The following is a 22,148-nucleotide window of genomic DNA, read 5'->3' as shown; positions in this document are numbered from 1 at the left end:
ACGACGTTGGCGTCGAGCCGGCCTTCTGCGGTGATGTATTCCCCCGTCCGGGGCGCCGGGCGGGTTCTGATCGAGGGGGTGGGTCAGTCGGTGCCGGATTCCATTGCGGCGCGGTCGAGCATCTGGTCGTCGTCGCCTTCGGTCTTGCCGCGGGAGGCGATGGCCTGGGCGCCGCCTTCCGGCATCCTGCCGATCAGCCCGGTCGCGGCCGCCTGGGCGGCGCCGACGGTGGGGCTGCCGCTGCCGATCAGGCCAAGACCGGCGTACTGCTCCAGCTTGGCGCGCGAGTCGGCGATGTCGAGGTTGCGCATGGTGAGCTGGCCGATCCGGTCCACCGGGCCGAACGCCGAGTCTTCGGTGCGCTCCATGGACAGCTTGTCCGGGTGGTAGCTGAACGCCGGTCCGGTCGTGTCGAGGATCGAGTAGTCCTCGCCGCGCCGCAGCCGCAGGGTGACTTCGCCGGTGACGGCCGCGCCGACCCAGCGCTGCAGCGATTCGCGGATCATCAGGGCCTGCGGGTCGAGCCAGCGGCCCTCGTACATCAGGCGGCCGAGGCGCCGTCCCTCGTTGTGGTACTGGGCGAGGGTGTCCTCGTTGTGGATGGCGTTGACCAGGCGCTCGTAGGCCGCGTGCAGCAGGGCCATGCCGGGGGCCTCGTAGATGCCGCGGCTCTTGGCCTCGATGATCCGGTTCTCGATCTGGTCGGACATGCCCAGGCCGTGGCGGCCGCCGATGGCGTTGGCCTCCATGACCAGGTCGACGGCGGTGGCGAACTCCTTGCCGTTGACCGTCACCGGGCGACCCTGCTCGAAGCCGATCGTCACATCCTCGGCAGCGATCTCGACCTCGGGGTCCCAGAACCGCACGCCCATGATCGGCTCGACGGTCTCGATGGCCGTGTCGAGGTGCTCGAGGGTCTTGGCCTCGTGGGTGGCGCCCCAGATGTTGGCGTCGGTGGAGTAGGCCTTCTCGGTGCTGTCGCGATAGGGCAGGCCGTGGGCGAGAAGCCACTCCGACATTTCCTTGCGGCCACCGAGTTCGGTCACGAAGTCCGCGTCCAGCCACGGCTTGTAGATGCGCAGGTGCGGGTTGGCGAGCAGGCCGTAGCGGTAGAACCGCTCGATGTCGTTGCCCTTGAACGTCGAGCCGTCGCCCCAGATCTGTACGTCGTCCTCGAGCATCGCCCGGACCAGGAGGGTCCCGGTGACAGCGCGGCCGAGCGGCGTGGTGTTGAAGTAGGCACGGCCGCCCGAGCGGATGTGAAACGCGCCGCAGGTGAGCGCGGCCAGGCCCTCCTCGACCAGCGCTGCCCGGCAGTCGACCAGGCGCGCGATCTCGGCACCGTAGGTCTTCGCACGGCCGGGCACCGAGGCGATGTCGGGCTCGTCGTACTGGCCGATGTCGGCGGTGTAGGTGCAGGGGACGGCGCCCTTGTCGCGCATCCAGGCGACCGCGACCGAGGTGTCGAGTCCGCCCGAGAAGGCGATGCCGACGCGCTCGCCGGCGGGGAGGGAGGTGAGGACCTTGGACATAGGAAGAGTATGCATGATCCCGCATGATCATGCAATGGGGGGGCGGGTCGGGTCCCATGATGCCGGGCCCACCCAGCTGACCGCGGCGTGGTGCTCCCTGCGCGCGGGCTCCCGGTGCGGCTGCAGCGGCCGCCCGGCGGCCCAGCCGCGCCGCGCCCGCAACATGCGTCCAACAGCGCTACGGGCGGCGGCGTCACTGGTGGCACAGTGGCTGTATGTGCGGTCGTTACGTCTCCACCCGCAGTCCCAAGGACCTGGTCCAGCTCTTCCAGGTCGCCGACTGGCGCGCGGAGGAGGCGTTGGCGCCGAACTGGAACGTCGCCCCTACCGACGACGTGTGGGCCGTCCTCGAGCGCACCCGGCGAGACAAGGACGATGCCGCGCCGGCGCGGAGGGAATTGCGGCCGCTGCGCTGGGGCTTGGTGCCGTCGTGGGCGAAGGACGTGAAGATCGGCGCGAGGATGATCAACGCCCGGGTGGAGACCGTGCACGAGAAGCCCGCGTTCCGCCGCGCGTTCCTCAAGCACCGCTGCCTGCTGCCGGCCGACGGCTTCTACGAATGGCAGCAAGCCAAAGACCCGGGCACGGGAAAGACCCGTAAACAGCCGTACTTCATCCACCTCCACGACGACCAGGTCATGGCGCTCGCCGGCCTGTACGAATACTGGCGTGATCCCGCGGTCAAGCAGGACGACGACCCAGCCGCCTGGTGGATGACCTGCACCATCATCACCACCGAGGCCACCGACGCGGCCGGGCGAGTGCACCCCCGCATGCCGCTCGCGCTCACGGCAGACCACTACGACGCCTGGCTCGACCCCGCCCACCAGGACCCCGACGAACTGCGCGAGCTGCTGACCCAGCCCGGCGGGGGTCATCTGGACGCCCGCCCGGTCTCCACGGCTGTCAACAACGTCCGCAACAACGGCCCGCAGCTCCTCGAAGAGGTCGCGCCGTAGCCGACGCCGACCGGGGCTCGGACGTCGGTGGCTCCGGGGCCTGCCCCGGTGCGCATGATGCCCCTCCGGCACAGTGGTCGAGCTCAGCCAGCGAGTAGGGCACGTGCCCACTGTTCTTCGCGTTGTTCGATGTACTCGGCGTCGCTTCGCCAGGCGTCGCCGTGGCCTTCCGACCAGAGTGTCGCCCAAGGCTGGTTACCTTGGGTCGCCTGGTCACGCAGGAAGTCGTGCATGGCGCGGGTGCGGCGGCCCAGCAAGGGCACCAGGTCACGCCGCTCGGTCTCCTCGAGCCCGTATGCGTCGGCGAAGATCCGCAGACGATCGTCAGCATCGGTACGTTGCCAGCGGGGATGCGCGGACAGCGGGATAAAGCCGTGCATCGCATAGGCGATGTCCCACAGGCGGGTGCCGGGGCCGGCCGTGTCCCAGTCGATGAAGGCCCACGCGTCGTCTCCGTCGGCCACGAGGTTCCACGGCGCCAGGTCCTGATGGGCGATGATGTCTGCTCCCTCGGCTGGGATGAGCACCTGCCAGTGGGCGTCGGCCGGCGGCGTGAAATCCTCCACGGCATCGTGGAAGTCCCTGATCAGACGCGCGACACGAGCCAACCGTTGTGAGGGCTCCAGCAGCGCGAATCGGTCCGGCCAGACCACCTCACCCGCCACAAAGGTCAGTACCTCCCGGCCTTGCTCGTCGATGCCAAGGGGGCGAGGAGCCGCCCGAAAGCCCACCTCGTAGAGATGGGTGAGCAGTGCGTGCACTGCTGGAGTCCAGGGCCCCGTCGGGCGGCGGACGGTATCGCCGACGCGGACGACGCCGGCGCTGACGTTCCCGCCCGACAGTGGTTGCTCTTCATCGTGCTGCACAGTGCCAGTCTGGCCGACCAGCCCTTGCCGATCACCTCAATTATCGAGTTCTTCTCGACCCGGAGAACCGGAGCAGGCGATGCTGCAAGGCAGCCTCACGCCGCTGGACTTCCAGATTGGAAGCCACTTCGGCACTCGGTCGACGTCGTAGAAGATCCGAGGCGGTCCTTCGCGCAACCATGGTCGGGAGCATCGGGCCAGTCGAGTCGGCGCTTTCTTGAGAGGCATGGGACGCCTATGGACATTCGGCAGCTGGAGTTTTCCTGCGATCGTCGATCGTGGGGGGCAACCGTGCGGCCTCGGCTCTGTATGTGTCGCAGCCGTCGCTGTCGCAGGCCGTGCGGGCACTGGAGCGTGATCTCGGCCCCGGTGCCGGAGTGCACGCCCACCCCGGCGACCTCCAGCGGGCGACGCCGAGCAGTACGTGAAGGACGGGGAGAACCAGGCTGGAGGAGATCATGACCCGAGAGATGACCACCGCCCCCAGCGCCGCGCCAGCGATCCTTATCGACATCGGCGGGGTACTCGTCCCGGACCACCTGACCGCAGCCGCCACCGAGTGGAGCAACCGGCTCGGCACTTCTCAACACGCCTTTACATCTGCTCTGTTCGGCGGAAACGACGAACAGGTACTCATCGGCCGTATCAGCGAAGCAGCCTGGTGGAACATCGTCCGAGACCGGCTCGGGATCAGCCAGGATCTCATCGCCGAGATCCGCTGTGACCTGGCCTCCAAGGAGACCTGGGACGACGCCCTCGTGACGTGCCTTCGCCGCCTCCGCGGTTCGGTGAAGACCGCCATCGTCAGCAACGCCTGGCCGCAGATGCGCACCAGAATGGCGAACGCCGGACTTTTGGACATCGTGGATGCCATCGTCTTGTCCTGCGAAGTCGGATGCGCCAAACCCGACCCCCGCATCTACACGGCCGCGCTCCACCGCATCGATGCCGACCCCGCCGATGCCCTGTTCATCGACGACACTCCAGGCCACGTCGCCACGGCCCGATCACTCGGCATGACCGGTCACGTGCATACGAGCACCCAGCACACCCTCGCCCGGATCAAGGATTTCCTGCGACCTCCGGACTGAGACCGACACACGTCCCCTCGGCTTCATCAGCCCTGCCAACTGACTTGCGGTCATCCACGCCCCCGGCGCCTGGAGTGCGTGGGCACGCAGGAGTCGATGCGCCAGGCGCTGCGCTCCACCCGCCCGGGCGGCAACGTCGGCTTCGTCGGCGTTCCGCACGGCGTGGCGTTCGACGGCCAGGAGCTGTTCTTCTCCCACGTCGGCCTCCGCGGGGGTCCGGCTCCGGTGCGCGGCTACCTGCCCGACCTCATCCAGCGGGTCTTCGACGGCCGCATCAACCCGGGCAAGGTCTTCGACCTCACCCTGCCCCTGGAGCAGGTCGCCGAGGGCTACAAGGCGATGGACGAGCGCCGCGCCATCAAGGCCCTCCTGAAGCCCTGACCGTAAGCCGATGCCCCCGGGGGCCGGGCGTCCACGCTGCCCGGCCCGGCGAGGGCGCGGCCTCCCTGACTCGGCCGAATCCCTGGACCCGACTGAATGCCTGGACGCCTATGCCGGCCGCCCTCCCCACTCGCACCCGCGCCGCCGTGACCGCTGCCCTGCTGCTCAGCGTGACCGCCTGCACCCAGGCCTCGTCTCCCTCCACGAAGACACCGCAGCGGACGAAGGCGAGCTCAGCCCTCACCACAGCGCCCGCCCCCACCACACCGCAGCGGACGACGGCGACCCCCGCGCCGACGACACCCTCTGGCAGGACCACCGTGAACACCATCAGGCTCACCATCGACGGCGCCCCCGTCGACGTCACCTTGAACGACAGCGCCGCCGCCCGGGACTTCGCCGAACAGCTGCCCCTCAACCTGACCCTCACGGACTTCCACGGGACGGAGAAGATCGCCGATCTGTCCCGCCGCCTGTCCACCTCCGGCGCCCCGGCGGGAGCCGACCCCCGCGTCGGCGATCTCGCCTACTACGCACCCTGGGGCAACCTGGCCATCTACTACCGTGACGCCTCCTACGCCTACGGCGTGATCATCCTGGGCCACGTTCCTGAGAGCGTCACCGAGCAGCTGGCCGCCACAGACACGGCCGCTGTCACCATCGAACCCGCCTCCTGACTTCGGCCGGCCCTTCACCCCACCGCCCGCATCCCGAACAGGAAGCGGGTCACCCGGGTGCGACGAACCAGCAGTTCGTACGCGGCGAGGGTGAGGGCGAGGGCGATCGTCACGAGCACGACGTATTCGACCAGGATCGGCGCTGACCAGCCGACCACGAAGTACGCGACGGCGACCACGATCGGCTGGTGCAGGATGTACAGCGGCAGCACGGCGGCGGCGAGATAGCCGTAGAGGCGTCGGCGGGTGGTCGGGGCCGGGTTCGGCGCCGTGAGCGGTTGCGGTTGCTGCTGTGCCTTTCGCTGTTGTTGCCGCCAACGGTCGAGGAGGCCCGGGATGGCGACCACCAGGCACCATCCGGCCGCGCCGAACAGCGCCCGGGAGACGGTGGCCAGGGGGGTCATCTCCGTGAAGGGCTCGTCGGACAGGGCGACACCGGGGCCGGCCGCCGCGAACAGCAGGACGCCGAGCCAGGCTGCGGGCCCGGCGTCGCGGCGCATCACGGTACGGAAGCGGTCGTCGGCGGCGAGCGCGAAGCCGGCGACGAAGAACAGCAGGTACGACCAGCGGTGCCAGCCCGCGTAGTCCTCTTCCATCCCCGCGAAGGCGCAGATCGCCGCGAAGGCAAGGGCCGGCAGGAGTACGACGCCGCGTCGGCGCAGGGTCGCCTGCGCCACCCGGTCGCCGGTACGGCGGACGCGCTCGCGCGGCAGCCACCGGTGCAGCGGCGCCAGCATGAGGGAGAACGCCAGGAGGAGTACGACGAACCAGAGATGGCCGGTCTCGAAGTGCTGGCCCTGGACGAGGAAAGGGAATTCTTCGGGTTCCAGGTGCACGTCGTAGAAGTCGGGGAGGAAGCCGAGGTACGACTCGTGGTGGTCGGTCTCGGCCGAGCGCTGCCGCAGCCACTGCGGCTGCGGGTTCAGGGCGAGGGTCGCGAAGACGAGCGGTACGCCGAGCCGCAGCAGCCGCTCCTTGGCGAAACCGCCCGCGCCGCGGCGCCGCAGCGAGTGCCAGGCGCCGAGGCCGGAGATGAGGAACAGCAGCGGCATGGCCCAGACGACCCCGAACCCGGCGATGATCAGGATGGCTTCGGTGGTCTCCGCGTTCTTGACGTAGTAGTCGTCGTCGGTGGCGAACACCAGCGCCGAGTGGAAGAAGACCAGCCCGATCACGACCAGCATCCGGATGGCGTCCAACTCCGGCCGCCGCTCCGGTAACGCCGCCTGCGTCGATTCTGTGCGCGTCGCCATGCCCGAGCCCTCCCCGTCGCCCGTCCCCCAGTGTTGAGCGACCGGCCTCCGGGCGCCATCCCCACAACGCATTCCGCGTGCCCGGCCCGAACCCCCGGGTGTCCGATGACGGCACTGGCGACGTCAGGAGCTCGTGAGGATGACGAGTTGCTGGGTCGCTCGCGTCATGGCGACATAGCGGTCGACTGCTCCCTCGATGCCGGTGCCGAAGTTCTCCGGGTCGATGAGGACGACCAGGTCGAACTCGAGCCCCTTCGACAGCTCAGGGGTCAGCGACCGGACGCGAGACGTCGACCGGAACGTGCCCTCTTCGATGTCACCAGCGCCGATGACGCAGGCGATCCCCTCGGCATGTGCGGCGAGCCAGGTGGAGAGAATCGAGTCCAGATCCGAGACAGCTCCGTGGACGACGGGGACGCCGCCGCTGCGGATGGAGGTCGGCACGTTGGCGTCCGGGAGCACCGCCCGGATGACCGGCTCGGCTTCGGCCATGATCTCTTCCGGCGTCCGGTAGTTGACGCTCAGGGAGGCCAGGTTGATCCGGTCGAGCCCGACCCGCTCGAGCCGTTCCTGCCACGACTCCGTGAACCCGTGCCTGGCCTGGGCACGATCGCCGACGATGGTGAAGCTCCGGGACGGGCAGCGGAGCAGCAACATCTGCCACTCCGCGTCGGTCAGTTCCTGAGCCTCGTCCACGATGATGTGCGCGAACGGGCCCGCGAGGAGGTCTGGGTCGGCGGTGGGCAGGGCGGTCTCGTCGACCAGGGTGTTCTCAAGGTCCTGCCCGCGCAGCATCGTCATCACCGCGGCCTCGAAGGTGTCGTCATCAGTCCTGAGCAGGTTGTCGGTGACCTGCGCCCGGTATTCGCGTTCGGCGGCGACCGCGGCCTCCTGCCGACGCTTTCGTCGTGCCGCCTCCGGGTCGCCGAGCCGCTGCCGTGCCGCGTCCAGGAGCGGCAGGTCGGACACCGTCCAGGCCTGGGCGTCCTCGCGCTGCAGCTTCCGAACGTCATTGCGGCCGAGCCAGGGAGCGCACATCCGCAGATACGCGGGTACCGACCACAAGTCTCCGACGAGGTCGGCCGCTTCGAGCAGCGGCCACGCGCGGTTGAACGCCGTGAGCAGCTCCCTGTTCTGCCTCAGCGACTTGCGGAGCAGATCGGCCGAGACCTCGCCGTCATGGCCCGAGACGTCGCCCTCGTGCTTGTCCACCAGGATCGTGAGCAGCTCCTCCCAGACCTGGTCGCGCGCCTCGTTGTGCGGAGTACCCGGCTCCGCTGCTTCGAAGGCCACGGCCCAGTCGTCGGCGCTCAGCCAGATGTCGGACCAGTGCGTCGTGACCGTCATCCCCTCGGTGGGCGGCTCCTCGTAGAACCTGACCGCCGTCTCGATCGCCTTCACCATGTTCGCGGACGACTTCAGGCGGGCCACGTCCGGGTCCGTCTCGATCGCTGCTGCGGCTCCCTCGGTGACGAGGTCCCGCAGGGTGCAGGTCTGCACGCCCTCCTCTCCGAGGCTGGGGAGGACGTCGGCGACGTAGGCGAGGTAGGGCTGGTGCGGACCGACGAACAGTACGCCGCCCCGGCGGTGACCGAGGCGAGGGTCGGAGTAGAGGAGGTAGGCGGCGCGGTGCAGAGCGACGACGGTCTTCCCCGTACCCGGACCGCCGTCGACGACGAGAGCGCCGCGGGATCCCGCGCGGATGATTGCGTCCTGGTCGGCCTGGATGGTGCCGAGCACATCGCGCATCCGTGGCGAACGGTCGCTGCCCAGGCTGGCGATGAAGGCGGACTGGTCGTCGAGCGCCGCGTGCCCGGCAAACCCGTCCGAGGCGAACACCTCATCCCAGTAGTCGCTGATCCGGCCGCGGGTCCAGCGATACCTGCGGCGGCTTACCAGACCCATCGGGTTGGCGTGGGTGGCTCCGAAGAACGGCTCGGCCGCGGCGGAGCGCCAGTCGAGCAGCAGCCGACGACCCGCGCTGTCCGTAAGGCCGATTCGTCCGACATACATGGGCTCGGGGTTGTCCGCGCTGACCATGTGTCCGAGGCACAGGTCCAAACCGAAGCGCCGCAACACGCGCAGGCGAGCGGTCAGCCGGTGGATCTCCATGTCCCGGTCCATGGCCTGCCGGCCCTTGCCACCGGGTGCCTTGCGCTCGGCTTCGAGGCGTTCGGACACTTCGGCGATCGACTGCTCGAGGCACTCGGCGATGGCCGCGAAGTGCCGCTCGTCGCCGGCGATGAGCGTCTGGTCGGCTTTGGGCGAGAGGCGGTCGGGAAGGTCGAACGCGCTGGTGGTCAGGGGGTTCACTTCTTCATCAGCTCCGAATGTGAGGTCGCTCGCGTTCGGGGTCTCTCGCGACCAGTGAGCGCGTCAAGGTGTGCGGGTTCTCGTGTTCTGGGTCCTGGCTGGACGATCCCCTGGTTCACGCGGACACCGGCGGCCTGTCCCGGCTGACCGCGTCGAGCAGCAGCTTCGCGGCCACCGTCGCACCGTCGGTGCGGATCATGCCGGCCACGGCCTTCGCTCGTGCGCGGGTCTCGGGAGTCAGAGCCGTCCTGAGCGCGGCCGACAGGGACTCGAAGGTCGGCGTCGGACCGTCGTGTGCCGCGCCGATGCCCAGCTCGGCCACCCGGCCGGCCCAGTACGGCTGGTCCGCGATCTGGGGTACGACCACCTGGGGCGCACCGGCCCGGGCGGCCGTCGTCGTGGTGCCCGCGCCGCCGTGGTGCACGACGGCGGCCACCCGGCCGAACAGTGCCTGCTGGTTGACCTCGCCGACGACGAAGCAGTCGTCCCGGTCGTCGATCAGGGCCAGGTCGGCCCAGCCGCGCCCTACGAGTACGCGGTGGCCCTGGGCGCGGACGGCCTCCATGGCCACCCGGGCGATGTCCTCCGAGGCGCGCATGGGCATGCTGCCGAAGCCCACGTACACCGGTGGTGCGCCGGCCTCCAGGAACGCCGTCAACTCGGCCGACAGCGGGCGCTCGTCCGGCAGGATCCATGCGCCGGTCTGTACGACGTCGAGGTCCGCCGGCTCCCGCCAGGGGGCAAGGACCGGGTCCGCCGCCAGCCATGGCCGGTCGGTGAAGACGTAGCCGCGGACGTCGTCCACCGTGGGCTGGCCGACAGACGTCCGGTGCGCGTTGAGCCCTGGGCCGTACAGCGCGTTGAAACTCTGGGCGTTGAGGTCCCACAGCTCCCGGTTGTCGGTCATTCCCGGCGGGAACGGCCAGAGCGGCAGCGGGATCGGCGCGTGGTGCGGCGACGGCAGCATGGTCGGGAAGTAGCTCACGTACACGAAGTGGGCGCCCAGCTTCTCGGCCGCCGACTGCGCCCCGGCCACGGCCGGGACCAAGCCGGTCGCCACCACCGCGTCACATCCCTCGGCCGCCGCGTGGACCGCCTCGTACTGCGCGGCGGTCAGCGCTGCCGCGCGCTGGGGCAGGCGCTCCGGCGCCAGAGGCTGCTTCCCGGTCACCAGCGTGCGCACCGGCTCGGCGGCCGGGACGAACTCCACGCCGACACCGGCCAGAAGCTTCGCGAACTCCTCGTCCGACGGCGCGCACACCCGCACCTCCGCGCCGAGTTCCCGCAACCGCACCGCGAACGCTGCCATCGGCTGGACGTCCCCGCGCGACCCATACGTCGACAACAGCACACGCACTTCGCGACTCCCGATTTCCGCAGGTTCTGGCCTAGGCCGGAGATTCTGCGGCACGAAGGGGGCCTTGCCGCAAGGCCCCCCATGCGCTATACATTGAACATGGCAAGGAGACTGTGACCTCCTTGCCTTTGTCTTTTCCTCCTTGCGACGGATCCAGCCGCGGAGCGAGAAATCCCCCACCCCCTTCTGGGCTCTCACCAGATCTTGTATGGGGTGCGCTGGCGGGCGTCACCGAGGTGTTGACCGGACTATCTGAGGACACGCCGAGAAGGCGCTCGAAAACCAGTGGAGCAGCGCCGCAGTGCGCCATTACCGTGCTGCCGAACCAAGTTGTCTAGTCAAGGACCTGCCGTTGTACACCCTGTGAGACCTCCCGAGCGCTGAATCGTCGCGCGTCGCGCATGTGCGCCGCGCTGCTTTTTGCTGCGGACTTCTCACTGAAACCGGTGTACTTCTGTGCTCAATAACTGGGTGGTCATGCCCACCTGCCTGCCGCTCGTTCTCCGCCGTTGCCACGCGTGCGCGTCCGAGCGCTTCCGGGCAAACGGTAAATTTCGCGTCAACGCAAACCACAAGCTCCTCGACGCCTGGCTCCTCGTGCTCTGTACCGCTTGCGGGGGCACGGCAAAGCTCACGGTCCTGGAGCGGATGAACGTGCGCTCCGTACGACCTGAGCTGCTGGACCGGATGCATGACAACGACCCTGGCCTGGCAGCTGCGCTGCTCCAGGATCCGGTCGTGCGGCGCCGTAATCGCATCGCCCTCGACTGGGACAACGCCTGGCGCCTCGACACCGGCGGATCGGATCACCTGGAACGCGAGGTGAGCGATGTGATCGATGTATCGGTCCGCTTTGCGGCGCAGATCCCTGTCCGGCCGGTGCGACTGATCGCTGAAGGTTGCGGTCTTTCGCGGGCCGAGGTCGAGAGACTGATCACGGAGGGGAAACTCGTTTCGGCAGTCCGGCTGAGCGGCAAGCTCTCCGGCGACTTCACCTTCACGCTCAAGCGCTGAGCCCCCTCGGGACCAGGGGCCTGTCCGGCAAGACCGCCGGACAGGCCCTGGGGGCTTCGGTACCGCGGGCCTGCCGGGGATCACGGGTGCGCAACGGCTGGGGGCGAGCGGGCTGCCGGTTCGGTGGAGCATGGGCAGCCTGGCGGAGATCCCCGTCGGCCACGTGTGGGCGCGGGTCGACCACGTCGTGGTCGCCGTCGACGTGAGCATGGAGTTCCGCACCCGTGCACAGGTCAGGACATGGCACACCTGGTCGCGCCCACGGTGCTGCGCAACGCGGGCAGACTCGGACCCCCGCGGCCGGGGAGCACACCCTGCGGGACCTGCACCGTCGGGCCCGGGAAAGTTGCCGTCGCTGGTGGTGTTGTGCACCTCGCCATCGCTGGTTCGGACCAACTTCGCATGCTCGTGCCACTGCCGCAGATCCATACGGAAGTCCGCGTCCAGTGCGGCCCGTACAGCCAGCGCTGTGCTCGGCGCCTGCCCACGGTCCGGGTCAGTCGTCATCTCCTCCAGCCTGACCAGCTCCGCTTGCCAAGGCTGCCAACAGGGCCACCGACACTGGCTCTCACATGAACAGTCTCATCGCGAAACCGGGCGACCAGCTCCTCCGCCGTTGTGGTCCTGCCCGCGGTCGAAGGCCGGAATTCAGCCAGACGGTCATCCGAGGACGAGCGGGATTTTCGCGGCCAGTTCGCCGTCGCCCAATTCAGCCAGTTCGGCCTTCTCCGCGTCCGTCGGTGCACGCCGTCTGGTGCCGATCAGCAGCGCATCCTTGTCGGAGCACGACGCGGGGAACGCGGCCCGAGCGATCATCTCCAGCATCTCGCGTGACCGGGCAAGCCCTTCCGCGGGGGGTCCCGGCACGTCCGGGAGGTGCGCGACCAGGTCGAGGTGGTGCAGCGTCCACTCCAGGACGTACGCGGAGAGGTAGTCGCCCGCGGTGAGGACCTCGTCGCGGGTGCTGACCAGGAGGTGCGGGTCGGCGAGTTCGGCAGCGCGACCGGCGGCGGAGCCGACGTCGTCGAGGTGGAACTTCAGCAGCCGCGGCTCCTGGTATGCGGCGGCCAGGCGGACGATCAGCGCGTCGAGGGGGTCCTCACCTGTCGGCGGCGTTTCGGCGACGTCCCAGTAGGTCACCGCGTCGCGGGTCGGTTCCGTTTCGGCGGGGGTCACGAGGGTGATCAGGACGTCCTGGGCGTCGATGATCAGGTGGCACACCAGATCCCGTACGAGCCAGCCGGTACAGCCGGACGGCTGCGCGAAATCCTCGTCCGGGAGCTCGGCGACCGCGGTGCGCAACGCTGTCCACGAGCGAGAGAAGAGATCCACATCGGCACGGTAGTGCGGTGCCGGAATGGTGGACAAGCACATATGGACGGTCGGCTCACGTACCTGTGATGGCCCGCCCTTCACGGTCATGCTGTGCCCAGGGGAGGGCGGTCGCGGACGGCGGCTCGGGGCGACGGGGGCGCGGACGGCGTCGCCGGCGGCTGCTTGCGACAGGTGTCGTTTTCCATCGATCTGCTCGGCAGCCACGACCAGGGGCACCTCTTCATGGCGGGCTGCAAGACCAACCAGGGCCGGTTCTATGCGCTGTTCGACCACGTGGTGCTGCTGAGCGCACGACCCCATGGCGAGTACGCGAGTACGAACGAGTGGCTGTGCCAGCTCTTCGTCGGTGGCGGTGGCGGTGGCGGTGGCGGTGCGCTTCAGATGTGGCCCAGCACGTTGACCACTCGGCCGTTGGGGTCACGGACGAAGAACCGGCGTACTCCCCACTCCTCGTCCTGCAGGGGATGCACGATTTCCGCACCGCTGTTCCGCATGAGCGCATAAGCCGCGTCCACATCGTCCACCTCGATGCTGATGTCGGGCGTGACTGATGCCGTCTTGTCGCGGGCAATGAGGCTGACCTGCGCTGTCGGACTGGAGGGGGAAGCGAGCGTCATGATCCACCCGAGGTTCATGACCTCCTCGAAGCCCAGCAGCCCATAGAACTCACGGTTCTCCTGCACGGCTTCTGACTGGACGTTGGGCACGACGCGGCGAACGGCCATCGATCGACTCCAAGCGAGAGCGAACGGGTCTGTGAGACTTCCTACGTGTACTACGCCGTACCGACCTCGACAACGCACGCCACCGAGCCACGGAGACCGGCGCGGCCGCACGGCGGGCACGCCGCGCCGCCCAGACGGCGAGCACCCGTGCCAAGCGCATGGAGACACCTCCAAGCACGCCCCGGGCGGCAGGTCTAGGCTGCGGATCATGGTTGATGCGCCGTCTTCGGAGTCCCTGGCCACCGGTCAGCGCTCGCTGGGGAACGCCAGCGTCGAATATCCGCTGTGGCCTCCGCTGACCGCGGGCTGCCCCCAGACCAGCACGCATGACGTGGCGTATCCGCTCGAGATCACTTACGCCTACGAGGCCCTGGACACGGATCTGTTCACGTCCCCGACGCCCCTGCGGGCGGGTCTGGACCGCTGGGCCCCGCTGCTGCCGCCGCTGGCGGCGCCCGGGCTGGGTGAGGGCGGTACGCCGCTGATCGAGCTGGCGGACGGGGTGTACGTCAAGGACGAATCGCGCAACCCGACGTGGAGCCACAAGGACCGCCTCAACCGGGTCGCGGTCAGCGCGGCGGTAGGCGCGGGGGCGCCGGGCATCGTGGTGGCGTCCTCCGGCAACCACGCGGCATCGGCGGCGGCGTACGCGGCGCGGGCGGGCCTGCAGTGCATCGTCATCAACGGGTGGGCGCCGCCTGCGGTACGGGACTTCATGCGCGCGTACGGGGCGGTGGTGCTGCCCGTGGGCTGGGAGCACTCGTGGCCGCTGACGACCCAGATCGTGGAGCGGCTGGGCTTCCACCCGGTGAGCAACCGGACGGTGACGCACACGGGCCACCCGTTCGGCCCGGAGGGCTACAAGACGATCGCGTACGAGATCTTCCAAGAGATCGGCGTGCCGAAGGCGGTGTACGTGCCCACGGGCTACGGCGAGAACCTCTTCGGAAGGGCTTCGCGGAGCTGCGGCTGCTGGGCCAGACGACGGTGGTGCCGCGGATGTACGCGTGTGAGCCGGCGGCGGGCGGGCCGCTGCACGCGGCGCTGGCCGCGGGGGCACCGGCCCTGCCGGTGGAGGTGGGCGAGACGCAGGCGTACGGCATCAGCTGCCAGGTGAACAGCTACCGCGGCGTCCGTGCGATACGGGAGAGCGGCGGCGCCTCGCTGCTGGTGACAGACGACGAACTACGCGCGGCCCGGGGCGAACTGGGCCGTGCGGGCCTGTGGACGGAGCTGTCGTCGGCGGCGGGCCTGGCGGGCCTGCGCCAGCGTCACACCTCCCCGGAGGAGGGTCCGGTGGTGGTGATCTCGACGTCGAGCGGCTTCAAGGACCTGACGGTGGGCGGGCGCGAGCAACCGGAGCCGCTGGACGGGTCGTGGGGAAGCGCGGCGAAGGTGCTGCGGGAGGCGGGGATCGACGTGTAGGTGCCGGATGCCGCGGAGTTCAGACGCTCCCCGGCACCGCCGACTCGCCACTACGGCAGGATTTCCAGCTGAACCGCGCTTTCGGTGCCCTGGAGGCCGGAGGTGAGGCAGTCCGTGGGCAGTTGTCCGGGGAGCGCCGTCACGGTGCGGCGTACGACGTGGCCTTCGCCGCGTCCTTCGGTGACCCGGCCCGATTGCAGGACGACCAGAATGCCCGCGACCCGCGCGGTGGTTGCGCCGTCGATGGCGATCAGCGACCGGCCGCCGTCGGCGTAATGGACCGTCTCCGTGCCTCTCGCCCCGGACAACGAGACGCAGGACGCCGTCGGCGCGACGGCGTCGAAGGAGCCGGTGGCTGGGACGGTTCGGCCGGGAGCGGTGGTGCAGGTGTACCAGACGTCCGCGTGGTTGTGGGTCTTTCGGGGCTCGAGGGTGAGCGGTGGGTCGTAGCGGCTTCTGGAGTCGCCCGTGCAGGTGACGGACTCGTTCCCGCTCGTCCCGGCCTGGCCGGCCGGCGCCCACACCAACGACGCGACCACGAGCACCAGGGACCCCAGCGTCACCGTCGTGCCACGCCTATCAAACACATGCCCTCCAGTAAGCCTGGACCGCTCCTGGCCCTTGCCTACCCAGAGACACATCTGCTGCTCAGGCGCCTGGAAGCACACCGCCCGCGCAAGCCCCGCCCGGCGCGCGGTCGCGCGCGCCTCTCCTCCCGGCGGGCCGCTTGGAATCCGGAACGCGCAGGGTAGGAAGCGCCGGACGAGTCCTCGTCGAGCACGAGCAGGAACCGAGCAGAAACCCAGCAGGAACCGAGCAGGAGGAAACCCGAATGGGCCGTACGACCGCCTCAGCCGCCACCACCGCGCGAGGGCGCGTCTTCGCCATGATGGACGCGGACGGGGACGGAGTCATCTCGCGGCACGATTACCTCTCCCGGGTCGACCGGGCCGTCCAGGCCACGGGGCGCGCGGAAGACGATCCGCTCGTCATCGCAGCCCGAACGGAAGGCCTCAAGGCCTGGACCGTGATGGACGCGGACGGCGACGGGAAGCTGACCTTCGACGAGTACGACGCATGGGTGGGCGCCGACAAGTTCGACAACGTCTGCCGGTTCGCGCTCGGCGCGCTGTTCGACCTCGCCGACGCCGACGGGGACGGCGCCCTGGACAAGACCGAGTTCACGACGCTGCGCACCGCACTCAACAACCCGTCGGAAAACGCTGCCGCCGCGTTCGACGCGCTCGACACCGACGGCGACGGCCGGGTCGGCCGAGACGCGTACCTGGCGTCGATCCGCGCCTACATCGTCGGCGACAGCTCTCCGATGGGCCAGGTCCTGTACTAGGGCTGTCTTCAGCTGCGGTCCTGCCGGCGTGGATCCCAGTTGAGCTGTTTCGGGCGTCGGCCAGGCGGCGCCCGGACATTGCCGGCTCCGGGACTCGCTGCCCGCCATCCCTACCGGCGAGTGTGAGGCTCAGGCTTGTGCTCAGGTGTTCTCGGCCGGGTACTGCCGGTGGTGTGTCAGGACGGTGCGGACCGCGTCGGCAGCGGTCGTGACCTCGGTCAGCAGGTGAGCGCCGGGAGACGCGACCGCCTGAGGTGGAAGACTCCAACTGTGCAGTGCGACGACTGGCTTGTGCGCGTGCAGCGCCAGGGTAACTTCGCTGAAGGTTCCCCAGCTGCCTCCCACCGCGACCAGAGCGTCGGCGGCATTGACCAGCACACCGCTGCGCAACTCGCCCAGCCCGGTGGCCAGGGCGACGGTGAGATAGGGGTTTGCTCCGGTGCGGTCAAGACCAGGCAGCACGCCCAACACGACTCCACCCGCCATGCTGGCGCCGCGGGCACACGCCTCCATCACACCACCCAGCCCCCCGCACAGCACGACGGCTCCTTGCCGTGCCAGCAGGGAGCCGACTTCTTCGGCCAGTGTTCTCTCGCGGGCGGAGGCTTCGCTTGGCCCCACCACGGCGATGTACGGGCGGGAATGGCCTCCGGTATCGACCACACGGGCCTCCACTGCACAGGACGGGGGCCGCCGACTCGCGACGCAGGGCGGCAAACCAACGGGACGTGGGGACGAGATGCAGCCGGGCGGGCCCGATGCCGACGAGGAATCATGTTCGGACGGGACCAGATCGTCCTGCATGGGACCCGGTGCGGGCAACGAGGCACGCCAGGCTGTGCCGGTGCTCTGCGGAACGAGCACCTGCCCACAGCGCGTCGGCGCTCGCCCCCGAAAGGTACGGAAACGGCTTGAACGAGGTGGTCCGGCGGGACGGCCAGGGATCAGATGGTCTGGCCGGCGTGCGGGAGCGGTCAAGACTGGAACAGTCGATCGCACACAAACGAACACCCGAACACGTAAGTTGTTCGGTCGCCCTTGCCGAACAGCACTGAGCCATGCCACCGTGCTGGGCCTGGGACGGCTTCACCCCTCGGCAGTTGCACCTACTGTTGCACCTACTTTGGAGCCGTAATGTCCCAGATCAGCCGTCGGCGGCTGCTCCGCGTCGCCGCGCTCACCGGCGTCGGCCTCGGCCTCGCTTCCGTCTCCCGTCCGGCCTTCGCCGCCGACGAGTACGACGTGCTGCGCGAGCGCTGGGTCAGCAAGACCATCATCGGTTCGGGCTACGACACCTCGGCTGAGCCGTTCGCCGGGCAGCTCGCCCAGATCGGCGCGACGGCCTCGACCCTGCAGTCATCCATGGCCCCGGCCTCCTCGTCGCTGTGGCCGGACCTGCCGATCGGCAGCGCGTACGACAGCTCCAACGTGACCTCGTGCTTCACCAGGCTGAGGACGATGGCGCAGGCCTGGGCGCTGCCCGGCACCGGCCTGACCGGTGACGCCGGCCTGCTCGCCGACATCATCAGCGGTCTGGACTGGACGAAGGCCAACGCCTACACACCCACGACGACGACGTATGACAACTGGTGGGACTGGCAGATCGGCGCGCCGAAGCCGCTGTTGGACACCATGGCACTGGTGTATGCGTCGCTGTCGAGCAGTCAGATCAGCGGCCTTCTGGCGGCTGTCGATCACTTCGTACCCGACTCGGCGGTGGCCTCCTACAGCGGCTCCAGCACCGGCGGCAACCGGGTCGACCTGTGCCAGGTGCTCATCCTGCGCGGCATCCTCGGCAAGAGCCCGGCGAAGATCACGACCGGGCGGGACGCGTTGTCGCCGGTGTTCCCTCTGGTGCGCGACGACGACGGTTTCTATGCCGACGGCTCGTTCCTCCAGCACCACATCGTCCCGTACGTCGGCACGTACGGCCAGATCCTGATCAACGGCATGGCCGGGCTGCTGGTGTTGCTCACCGGCTCCACCTGGGCGGTCACCGACACGGGCCGGCAGGTTCTCTTCGACGCGGCCATCGCCGCGACCGCACCCTTCCTGTTCAACGGACTCATGATGGACGGCCAGTCAGGCCGTGCCATCAGCCGCGGGATCAAGAGCTCCGGCAACCCGCTCGGCATCCAGCAGGATGACCACACCCGCGGGCACGCCATGATCAGCGGTCTGCTGTTGCTGGCCGAGGCGGCGTCGGCCGACGAGGCGGCGCGGTGGAAGGCGATGGCCAAGGGCTGGCTCCAGCGCGACTACTGGAGCCCCTTCCTCTCTGACAGGTCGTTGCAGGTCCCGGCGCTGGCCCGGGGGCAGGCGGTGCTCGACGACACCTCGATCGCTCCCGCTGCCGAGCCCGTCGCCAGCCAGGTCTTCGGCAGCATGGACCGGGCCACGCACCGCAGGCCGGGATGGGCGTTCGCGGTGGCGATGTGCTCGGCCAGGACCACGTTCTACGAGACGGGCAACGGCGAGAACCTGCGCGGCTGGCACACCAATTCCGGGATGACGTACTGGTGGGGCGACACGTTCGGCAACGGGCAGTACTCCGACGCCTTTTGGCCGACGGTCGACCCGTACCGGCTTCCCGGGACGACCGTGTCACGCAAGCCGCTGGCCGACGCGGAGGGCGGTTCCTTCGGCAGACCGGTGCCCACCGGCGCCGTGTGGGTGGGCGGCGCCACCGACGGTACGTACTCCGCCGTCGGCCAGGACACCAGGGGACTCACCTCGACGCTGGCGGCCAAGAAGTCCTGGTTCTGCCTGGACGATCAGGTGGTCTGCCTGGGCGCCGGGATCACGTCGAGCGACGGGTACGCGGTGGAGACCACGATCGACAACCGCAACCTCGGCGCCACCAGCTCGACGGCCCTCACCGTCGACGGGACCGCCCAGCCGACCACACTGGGCTGGTCGGCCACGTTCACCGGCGCCTCGTGGGCCGCGCTCAAGGGCTTCGGCGGCTACGTGTTCCCCGGCGGCGCCACGTTCAAGGCTCTGCGGGAATCCCGCACCGGGTCGTGGCACGACATCAACACCGACGCCTCCACCACCTCGCTGACCCGTCCCTACGTCACTCTCTGGTTCGACCACGGGACCGACCCGGGCAGCGGCTCCTACGCCTATATCCTCCTGCCCGGCGCCACCTCCGCGACGACCGCCGCGCGCGCCGTGAGCCCGACGGTCAGCGTCCTGGCCAACACCGCGAACGTGCAGGCCGTCACCGACAGCGCCACCGGGGTGACCGCCGCCAACTTCTTCACCGCGGGCGCGGCAGGTCCGATCACGGTCTCCAAGCCGTGCTCGGTGCTGATGCGCGAGAGCGGCGGCACGCTCAGCGTCAGCGTCTCCGACCCCACCCGCGCCGCCACCACGGTCACCGTGACGATCGACCGCTCCGGTTACGCCACGGCGAGCGGCGACGCCGAGATCGGAGTGACGGGGCTGGACCCCATCACCCTCGTGGTCGAGGTGGGCGGCAGCCAGGGCGCGTCCCGGACCATCACCTTCGGCACGGGCTCGGCGGTCACGGCCGGGCGCCCGCGGTCTCTCGCACCGACAGCCGACGCCTACGTCCGCGACGGCTCCTACGCGGCGGCCAACTACGGGACGGACACCACGCTGGTCGTCAAGAACACCACGGCCGGATACGCCCGGCGCTCGTTCCTGAAGTTCGACGTGTCCGGCCTGCCCGCGGCGCCCCGCCGCGCGGTGCTCTGGGTGTACGGCAGGACCGCCGACAACGGCGGCAACCAGTCGACGGTCAGCGCGTACTCCGTCAGTAGCGACAGCTGGACCGAAACCGGTCTGACCTGGGACAGGCAGCCCACCCTCGGCACAGTCCTGTCCTCCCGCCCGATCGGCTCCGTCAACGACTGGGTGCCGCTCGACGTCACCGCGCATGTGCGGAGCCAGTACTCCGGCGATGGCACCGCCACCATCGCCCTCGCTCAGCAGGCCGCCGGGCTCGTGGTCCTGCTCAACAGCCGCGAGAACGCCGCGAACCAGCCGTTCCTCCATCTCATCACCGACTGAATGACGACTGAATCGCGCGTTCCTCCACTCATCACCGACTGAATCACCGATTGACAGGCCAACGAATCATGCCGACTCTGCTCCAACTGCACGGTCCCGCTCCGACCGGCCGGGAGGCCTGGGCCGACGCCCTGGTCGCGATCGCCGCCCCGGCCACCCGGCTGGCCGCGCTCGGCCCCGGGCGCCAGCCGGTGCACGGCAGCACCAACGACCCGGGCGCCACCTGGTTCGAGCTGGTCGCCCGCCCGCTGTGGGGGCTGGCCGCCCACGCCGCCGGTGGGCTGACCGGCGCGGAAACCCAGTGGGACCAGGCGCGTACGGCTCTGGCCGCCGCGGTCGATCCCGACCACGCCTGGTACATCGGCCCGCCGATGGACCTGGAGCAGCGCCTGGTCGAATCCGCCGCGGTCGGCTACGCCCTGGCGGCGGCCCCGCAGTACCTGTGGGATCCGCTGAGTGCCGGGCAGCAAGAGCGCCTGGCCGACTGGCTGTCGGCGGCCGCGCTGAGGCGCCCGCACGAGAACAACTGGCGCTTCTTCCCCGTGCTGGCCGCGGCCGGGCTGCGGACCGTGGGCGTTCCCGTCGACGAGGCGGTCGCCGACGCGCACCTGGACATGATCGAGGACTTCGCCCTCTCCGACGGCTGGTACGCCGACGGCGACCACGGGGCACGCGACTACTACGTACCGTTCGGCTTCCACTTCTACAGCCTGCTGCTCGCATCGCTGAAGGCCGTGGACGACGACAGGGCCACGCTGTACCGCCGCCGCGCGAGGGAGTTCGCGGCGCAGTTCCGGCACTGGTTCGCCGCGGACGGCGCGGCGGTGCCCTTCGGCCGCAGCCTCGCCTACCGCTTCGCCCAGGGCTCGTTCTGGTCCGCGCTCGCCGCGGCGGATCTGCCTGCTGTGGACTGGCCGGTGGCGCGGGGGCTGGCGGAACGGAACCTGGCCTGGTGGTGGCGGCAGCCGCTGGCCGCCGAGGACGGCTCGCTGACCCAGGGTTACGGCTATCCGAACGCGTCAGTGGTCGAGGAGTACATCGGCGGCGGCTCGCCGTACTGGGGCACCAAGGTGTTCGCCGCCCTCGGCGCGCCCGCCGGCCATCCCTTCTGGACCGGTGAGCCCGCCGGCCCGGCGCCGACCGAGACCGTCAGTGTCCAGCCGGCCGCGGCGATGGTCCTCACCCGGGACGCGCACGGCGACGTCGTCGCGCTGGCCGGGCAGTGTCCGCCCGCTTGGAACCCCCGTGGCGCGGCGGCCAAGTACGCCAAGTTCGCCTATTCCTCACTGGCCGCCTTCAGCGTCCCCCTCGACACGGCGAGCCTGCACCAGGGGGCCTTCGACAGCACGCTGGCCCTGTCCGACGACGGCACGCACTGGCGGACCCGGACCGACGGGGAGGCCGTCGTCGAGGGCGAGACGCTCGTCGTGCGCTGGAGGCCCTGGCCGGACGTGGCCGTGGAGACCCGCCTGACCCCGGACGGCGGCGGGCACCTGCGCGAGCACCGCATCACCACCGCCCGCACGCTGCACACAGCCGAGGGCGGTTTCTGCGTCCCGCTACGCGCGCGTGGCCGCACACCCTCCGGAACCGTCGAGGAAAACGGATTCGCGAGCGCCGCGGCCGACGGGGTCTCCAGCGAGATCGTGTGCCACGGAGCGGGCGGCCGCAGGCGCGCCGGCGAGGCCATGACGCCGATGGCGGGCTCGCACCTGGTGCATCCCCGCACCGTCCTGCCCATGCTCCGCGGGACGCTGGAACCGGGCGAGCACATCCTGCGCTGCCGGGTCTCGGTCACCCGTGGCTGACGGGCGACACCTCACGCCTCACCGCG

Annotated in this window: 16 protein-coding genes and 3 pseudogenes; 10 read left to right on the top strand and 9 right to left on the bottom strand. The window is 69.7% G+C overall.

Annotated elements, in window-relative coordinates; genetic code table 11:
* Positions 1 to 83 precede the first annotated feature (83 nt).
* Positions 84 to 1,532: an argininosuccinate synthase gene (gene argG / locus STSP_RS33140; RefSeq protein WP_067284725.1), complete on the bottom strand. Its 1,449-nt coding sequence runs from the start codon at positions 1,530 to 1,532 to the stop codon at positions 84 to 86.
* 215 nt (positions 1,533 to 1,747) lie between these two features.
* Here argG and STSP_RS33135 point away from each other — a divergent pair, with 215 nt between their 5' ends.
* Entirely contained in the window at positions 1,748 to 2,491 is a 744-nt protein-coding gene (locus tag STSP_RS33135) for an SOS response-associated peptidase (RefSeq protein ID WP_067284724.1), read from the top strand.
* 83 nt (positions 2,492 to 2,574) lie between these two features.
* Here the strand turns inward: STSP_RS33135 and STSP_RS33130 are convergent, their stop codons facing one another.
* Positions 2,575 to 3,357: a phosphotransferase enzyme family protein gene (locus STSP_RS33130; RefSeq protein ID WP_232789887.1), complete on the bottom strand. Its 783-nt coding sequence runs from the start codon at positions 3,355 to 3,357 to the stop codon at positions 2,575 to 2,577.
* 237 nt (positions 3,358 to 3,594) lie between these two features.
* Here STSP_RS33130 and STSP_RS38920 point away from each other — a divergent pair.
* The 4 genes and pseudogenes from STSP_RS38920 to STSP_RS39430 form a co-directional block, all read left to right on the top strand.
* Positions 3,595 to 3,722: pseudogene (locus STSP_RS38920) on the top strand (helix-turn-helix domain-containing protein); the annotation flags it as partial.
* Between the two features lie 105 nt (positions 3,723 to 3,827).
* A complete protein-coding gene (locus tag STSP_RS33125; RefSeq protein WP_232789886.1) occupies positions 3,828 to 4,448 on the top strand; it encodes an HAD-IA family hydrolase in 621 nt (206 codons plus the stop codon).
* A gap of 66 nt (positions 4,449 to 4,514) precedes the next feature.
* Positions 4,515 to 4,829, top strand: a pseudogene (locus STSP_RS33120) (IMP dehydrogenase); the annotation flags it as partial.
* Positions 4,830 to 4,975: 146 nt separating this feature from the next.
* The gene (locus tag STSP_RS39430; RefSeq protein ID WP_232789885.1) at positions 4,976 to 5,506 is read left to right on the top strand and encodes a cyclophilin-like fold protein; all 531 of its coding nucleotides are present in this window, start codon (positions 4,976 to 4,978) and stop codon (positions 5,504 to 5,506) included.
* A gap of 14 nt (positions 5,507 to 5,520) precedes the next feature.
* Here the strand turns inward: STSP_RS39430 and STSP_RS33110 are convergent, their stop codons facing one another.
* The 3 genes from STSP_RS33110 to STSP_RS33100 form a co-directional block, all read right to left on the bottom strand.
* Positions 5,521 to 6,759 carry an acyltransferase family protein gene (locus tag STSP_RS33110; protein ID WP_067284722.1) on the bottom strand — a complete coding sequence of 413 codons (1,239 nt, stop codon included), beginning with the start codon at positions 6,757 to 6,759 and terminating at the stop codon, positions 5,521 to 5,523.
* Between the two features lie 123 nt (positions 6,760 to 6,882).
* Positions 6,883 to 9,072: an RNA polymerase recycling motor ATPase HelR gene (gene helR, locus STSP_RS33105; protein ID WP_067284721.1), complete on the bottom strand. Its 2,190-nt coding sequence runs from the start codon at positions 9,070 to 9,072 to the stop codon at positions 6,883 to 6,885.
* Positions 9,073 to 9,187: 115 nt separating this feature from the next.
* Entirely contained in the window at positions 9,188 to 10,381 is a 1,194-nt protein-coding gene (locus tag STSP_RS33100) for a glycosyltransferase (RefSeq protein WP_067284720.1), read from the bottom strand.
* 504 nt (positions 10,382 to 10,885) lie between these two features.
* Between STSP_RS33100 and STSP_RS33095 the strand changes: the two genes are divergently transcribed.
* A complete protein-coding gene (locus STSP_RS33095; RefSeq protein WP_067284719.1) occupies positions 10,886 to 11,443 on the top strand; it encodes a DUF1062 domain-containing protein in 558 nt (185 codons plus the stop codon).
* Positions 11,444 to 12,103: 660 nt separating this feature from the next.
* Here STSP_RS33095 and STSP_RS33090 read toward each other — a convergent pair.
* Positions 12,104 to 12,775 (bottom strand): maleylpyruvate isomerase N-terminal domain-containing protein, encoded by a 672-nt coding sequence (locus tag STSP_RS33090; RefSeq protein ID WP_067284734.1) that lies wholly within the window; start codon positions 12,773 to 12,775, stop codon positions 12,104 to 12,106.
* 380 nt (positions 12,776 to 13,155) lie between these two features.
* Complete coding sequence (locus STSP_RS33085; protein WP_067284718.1) at positions 13,156 to 13,503, bottom strand: VOC family protein; 348 nt, start codon at positions 13,501 to 13,503, stop codon at positions 13,156 to 13,158.
* Between the two features lie 208 nt (positions 13,504 to 13,711).
* Here STSP_RS33085 and STSP_RS33080 point away from each other — a divergent pair.
* Positions 13,712 to 14,928: pseudogene (locus STSP_RS33080) on the top strand (threonine synthase).
* 50 nt (positions 14,929 to 14,978) lie between these two features.
* Here STSP_RS33080 and STSP_RS33075 read toward each other — a convergent pair.
* Complete coding sequence (locus STSP_RS33075) at positions 14,979 to 15,515, bottom strand: hypothetical protein (RefSeq protein ID WP_157902959.1); 537 nt, start codon at positions 15,513 to 15,515, stop codon at positions 14,979 to 14,981.
* A gap of 245 nt (positions 15,516 to 15,760) precedes the next feature.
* On the opposite strand from STSP_RS33075, the gene STSP_RS33070 reads away from it, so the two are divergent.
* Positions 15,761 to 16,276 carry an EF-hand domain-containing protein gene (locus STSP_RS33070; RefSeq protein WP_067284716.1) on the top strand — a complete coding sequence of 172 codons (516 nt, stop codon included), beginning with the start codon at positions 15,761 to 15,763 and terminating at the stop codon, positions 16,274 to 16,276.
* Positions 16,277 to 16,417: 141 nt separating this feature from the next.
* Here STSP_RS33070 and STSP_RS33065 read toward each other — a convergent pair whose 3' ends face one another.
* Positions 16,418 to 16,939, bottom strand: a complete 522-nt coding sequence (locus STSP_RS33065; protein WP_067284715.1) for a TIGR00725 family protein — start codon at positions 16,937 to 16,939, stop codon at positions 16,418 to 16,420.
* Positions 16,940 to 17,410: 471 nt separating this feature from the next.
* On the opposite strand from STSP_RS33065, the gene STSP_RS33060 reads away from it, so the two are divergent.
* Positions 17,411 to 20,314, top strand: a complete 2,904-nt coding sequence (locus tag STSP_RS33060; RefSeq protein WP_067284714.1) for a polysaccharide lyase family 8 super-sandwich domain-containing protein — start codon at positions 17,411 to 17,413, stop codon at positions 20,312 to 20,314.
* Positions 20,315 to 20,382: 68 nt separating this feature from the next.
* Positions 20,383 to 22,122: a DUF2264 domain-containing protein gene (locus STSP_RS33055; protein ID WP_067284713.1), complete on the top strand. Its 1,740-nt coding sequence runs from the start codon at positions 20,383 to 20,385 to the stop codon at positions 22,120 to 22,122.
* The last annotated feature ends 26 nt before the right edge of the window (positions 22,123 to 22,148 follow it).

It is taken from the genome of Streptomyces jeddahensis (genome assembly GCF_001642995.1).
Lineage (GTDB): Bacteria > Actinomycetota > Actinomycetes > Streptomycetales > Streptomycetaceae > Streptomyces > Streptomyces jeddahensis.
The sequence above is the reverse complement of the archived record's forward strand: the minus strand, read 5'-3'. Positions and strand labels throughout refer to the sequence as shown.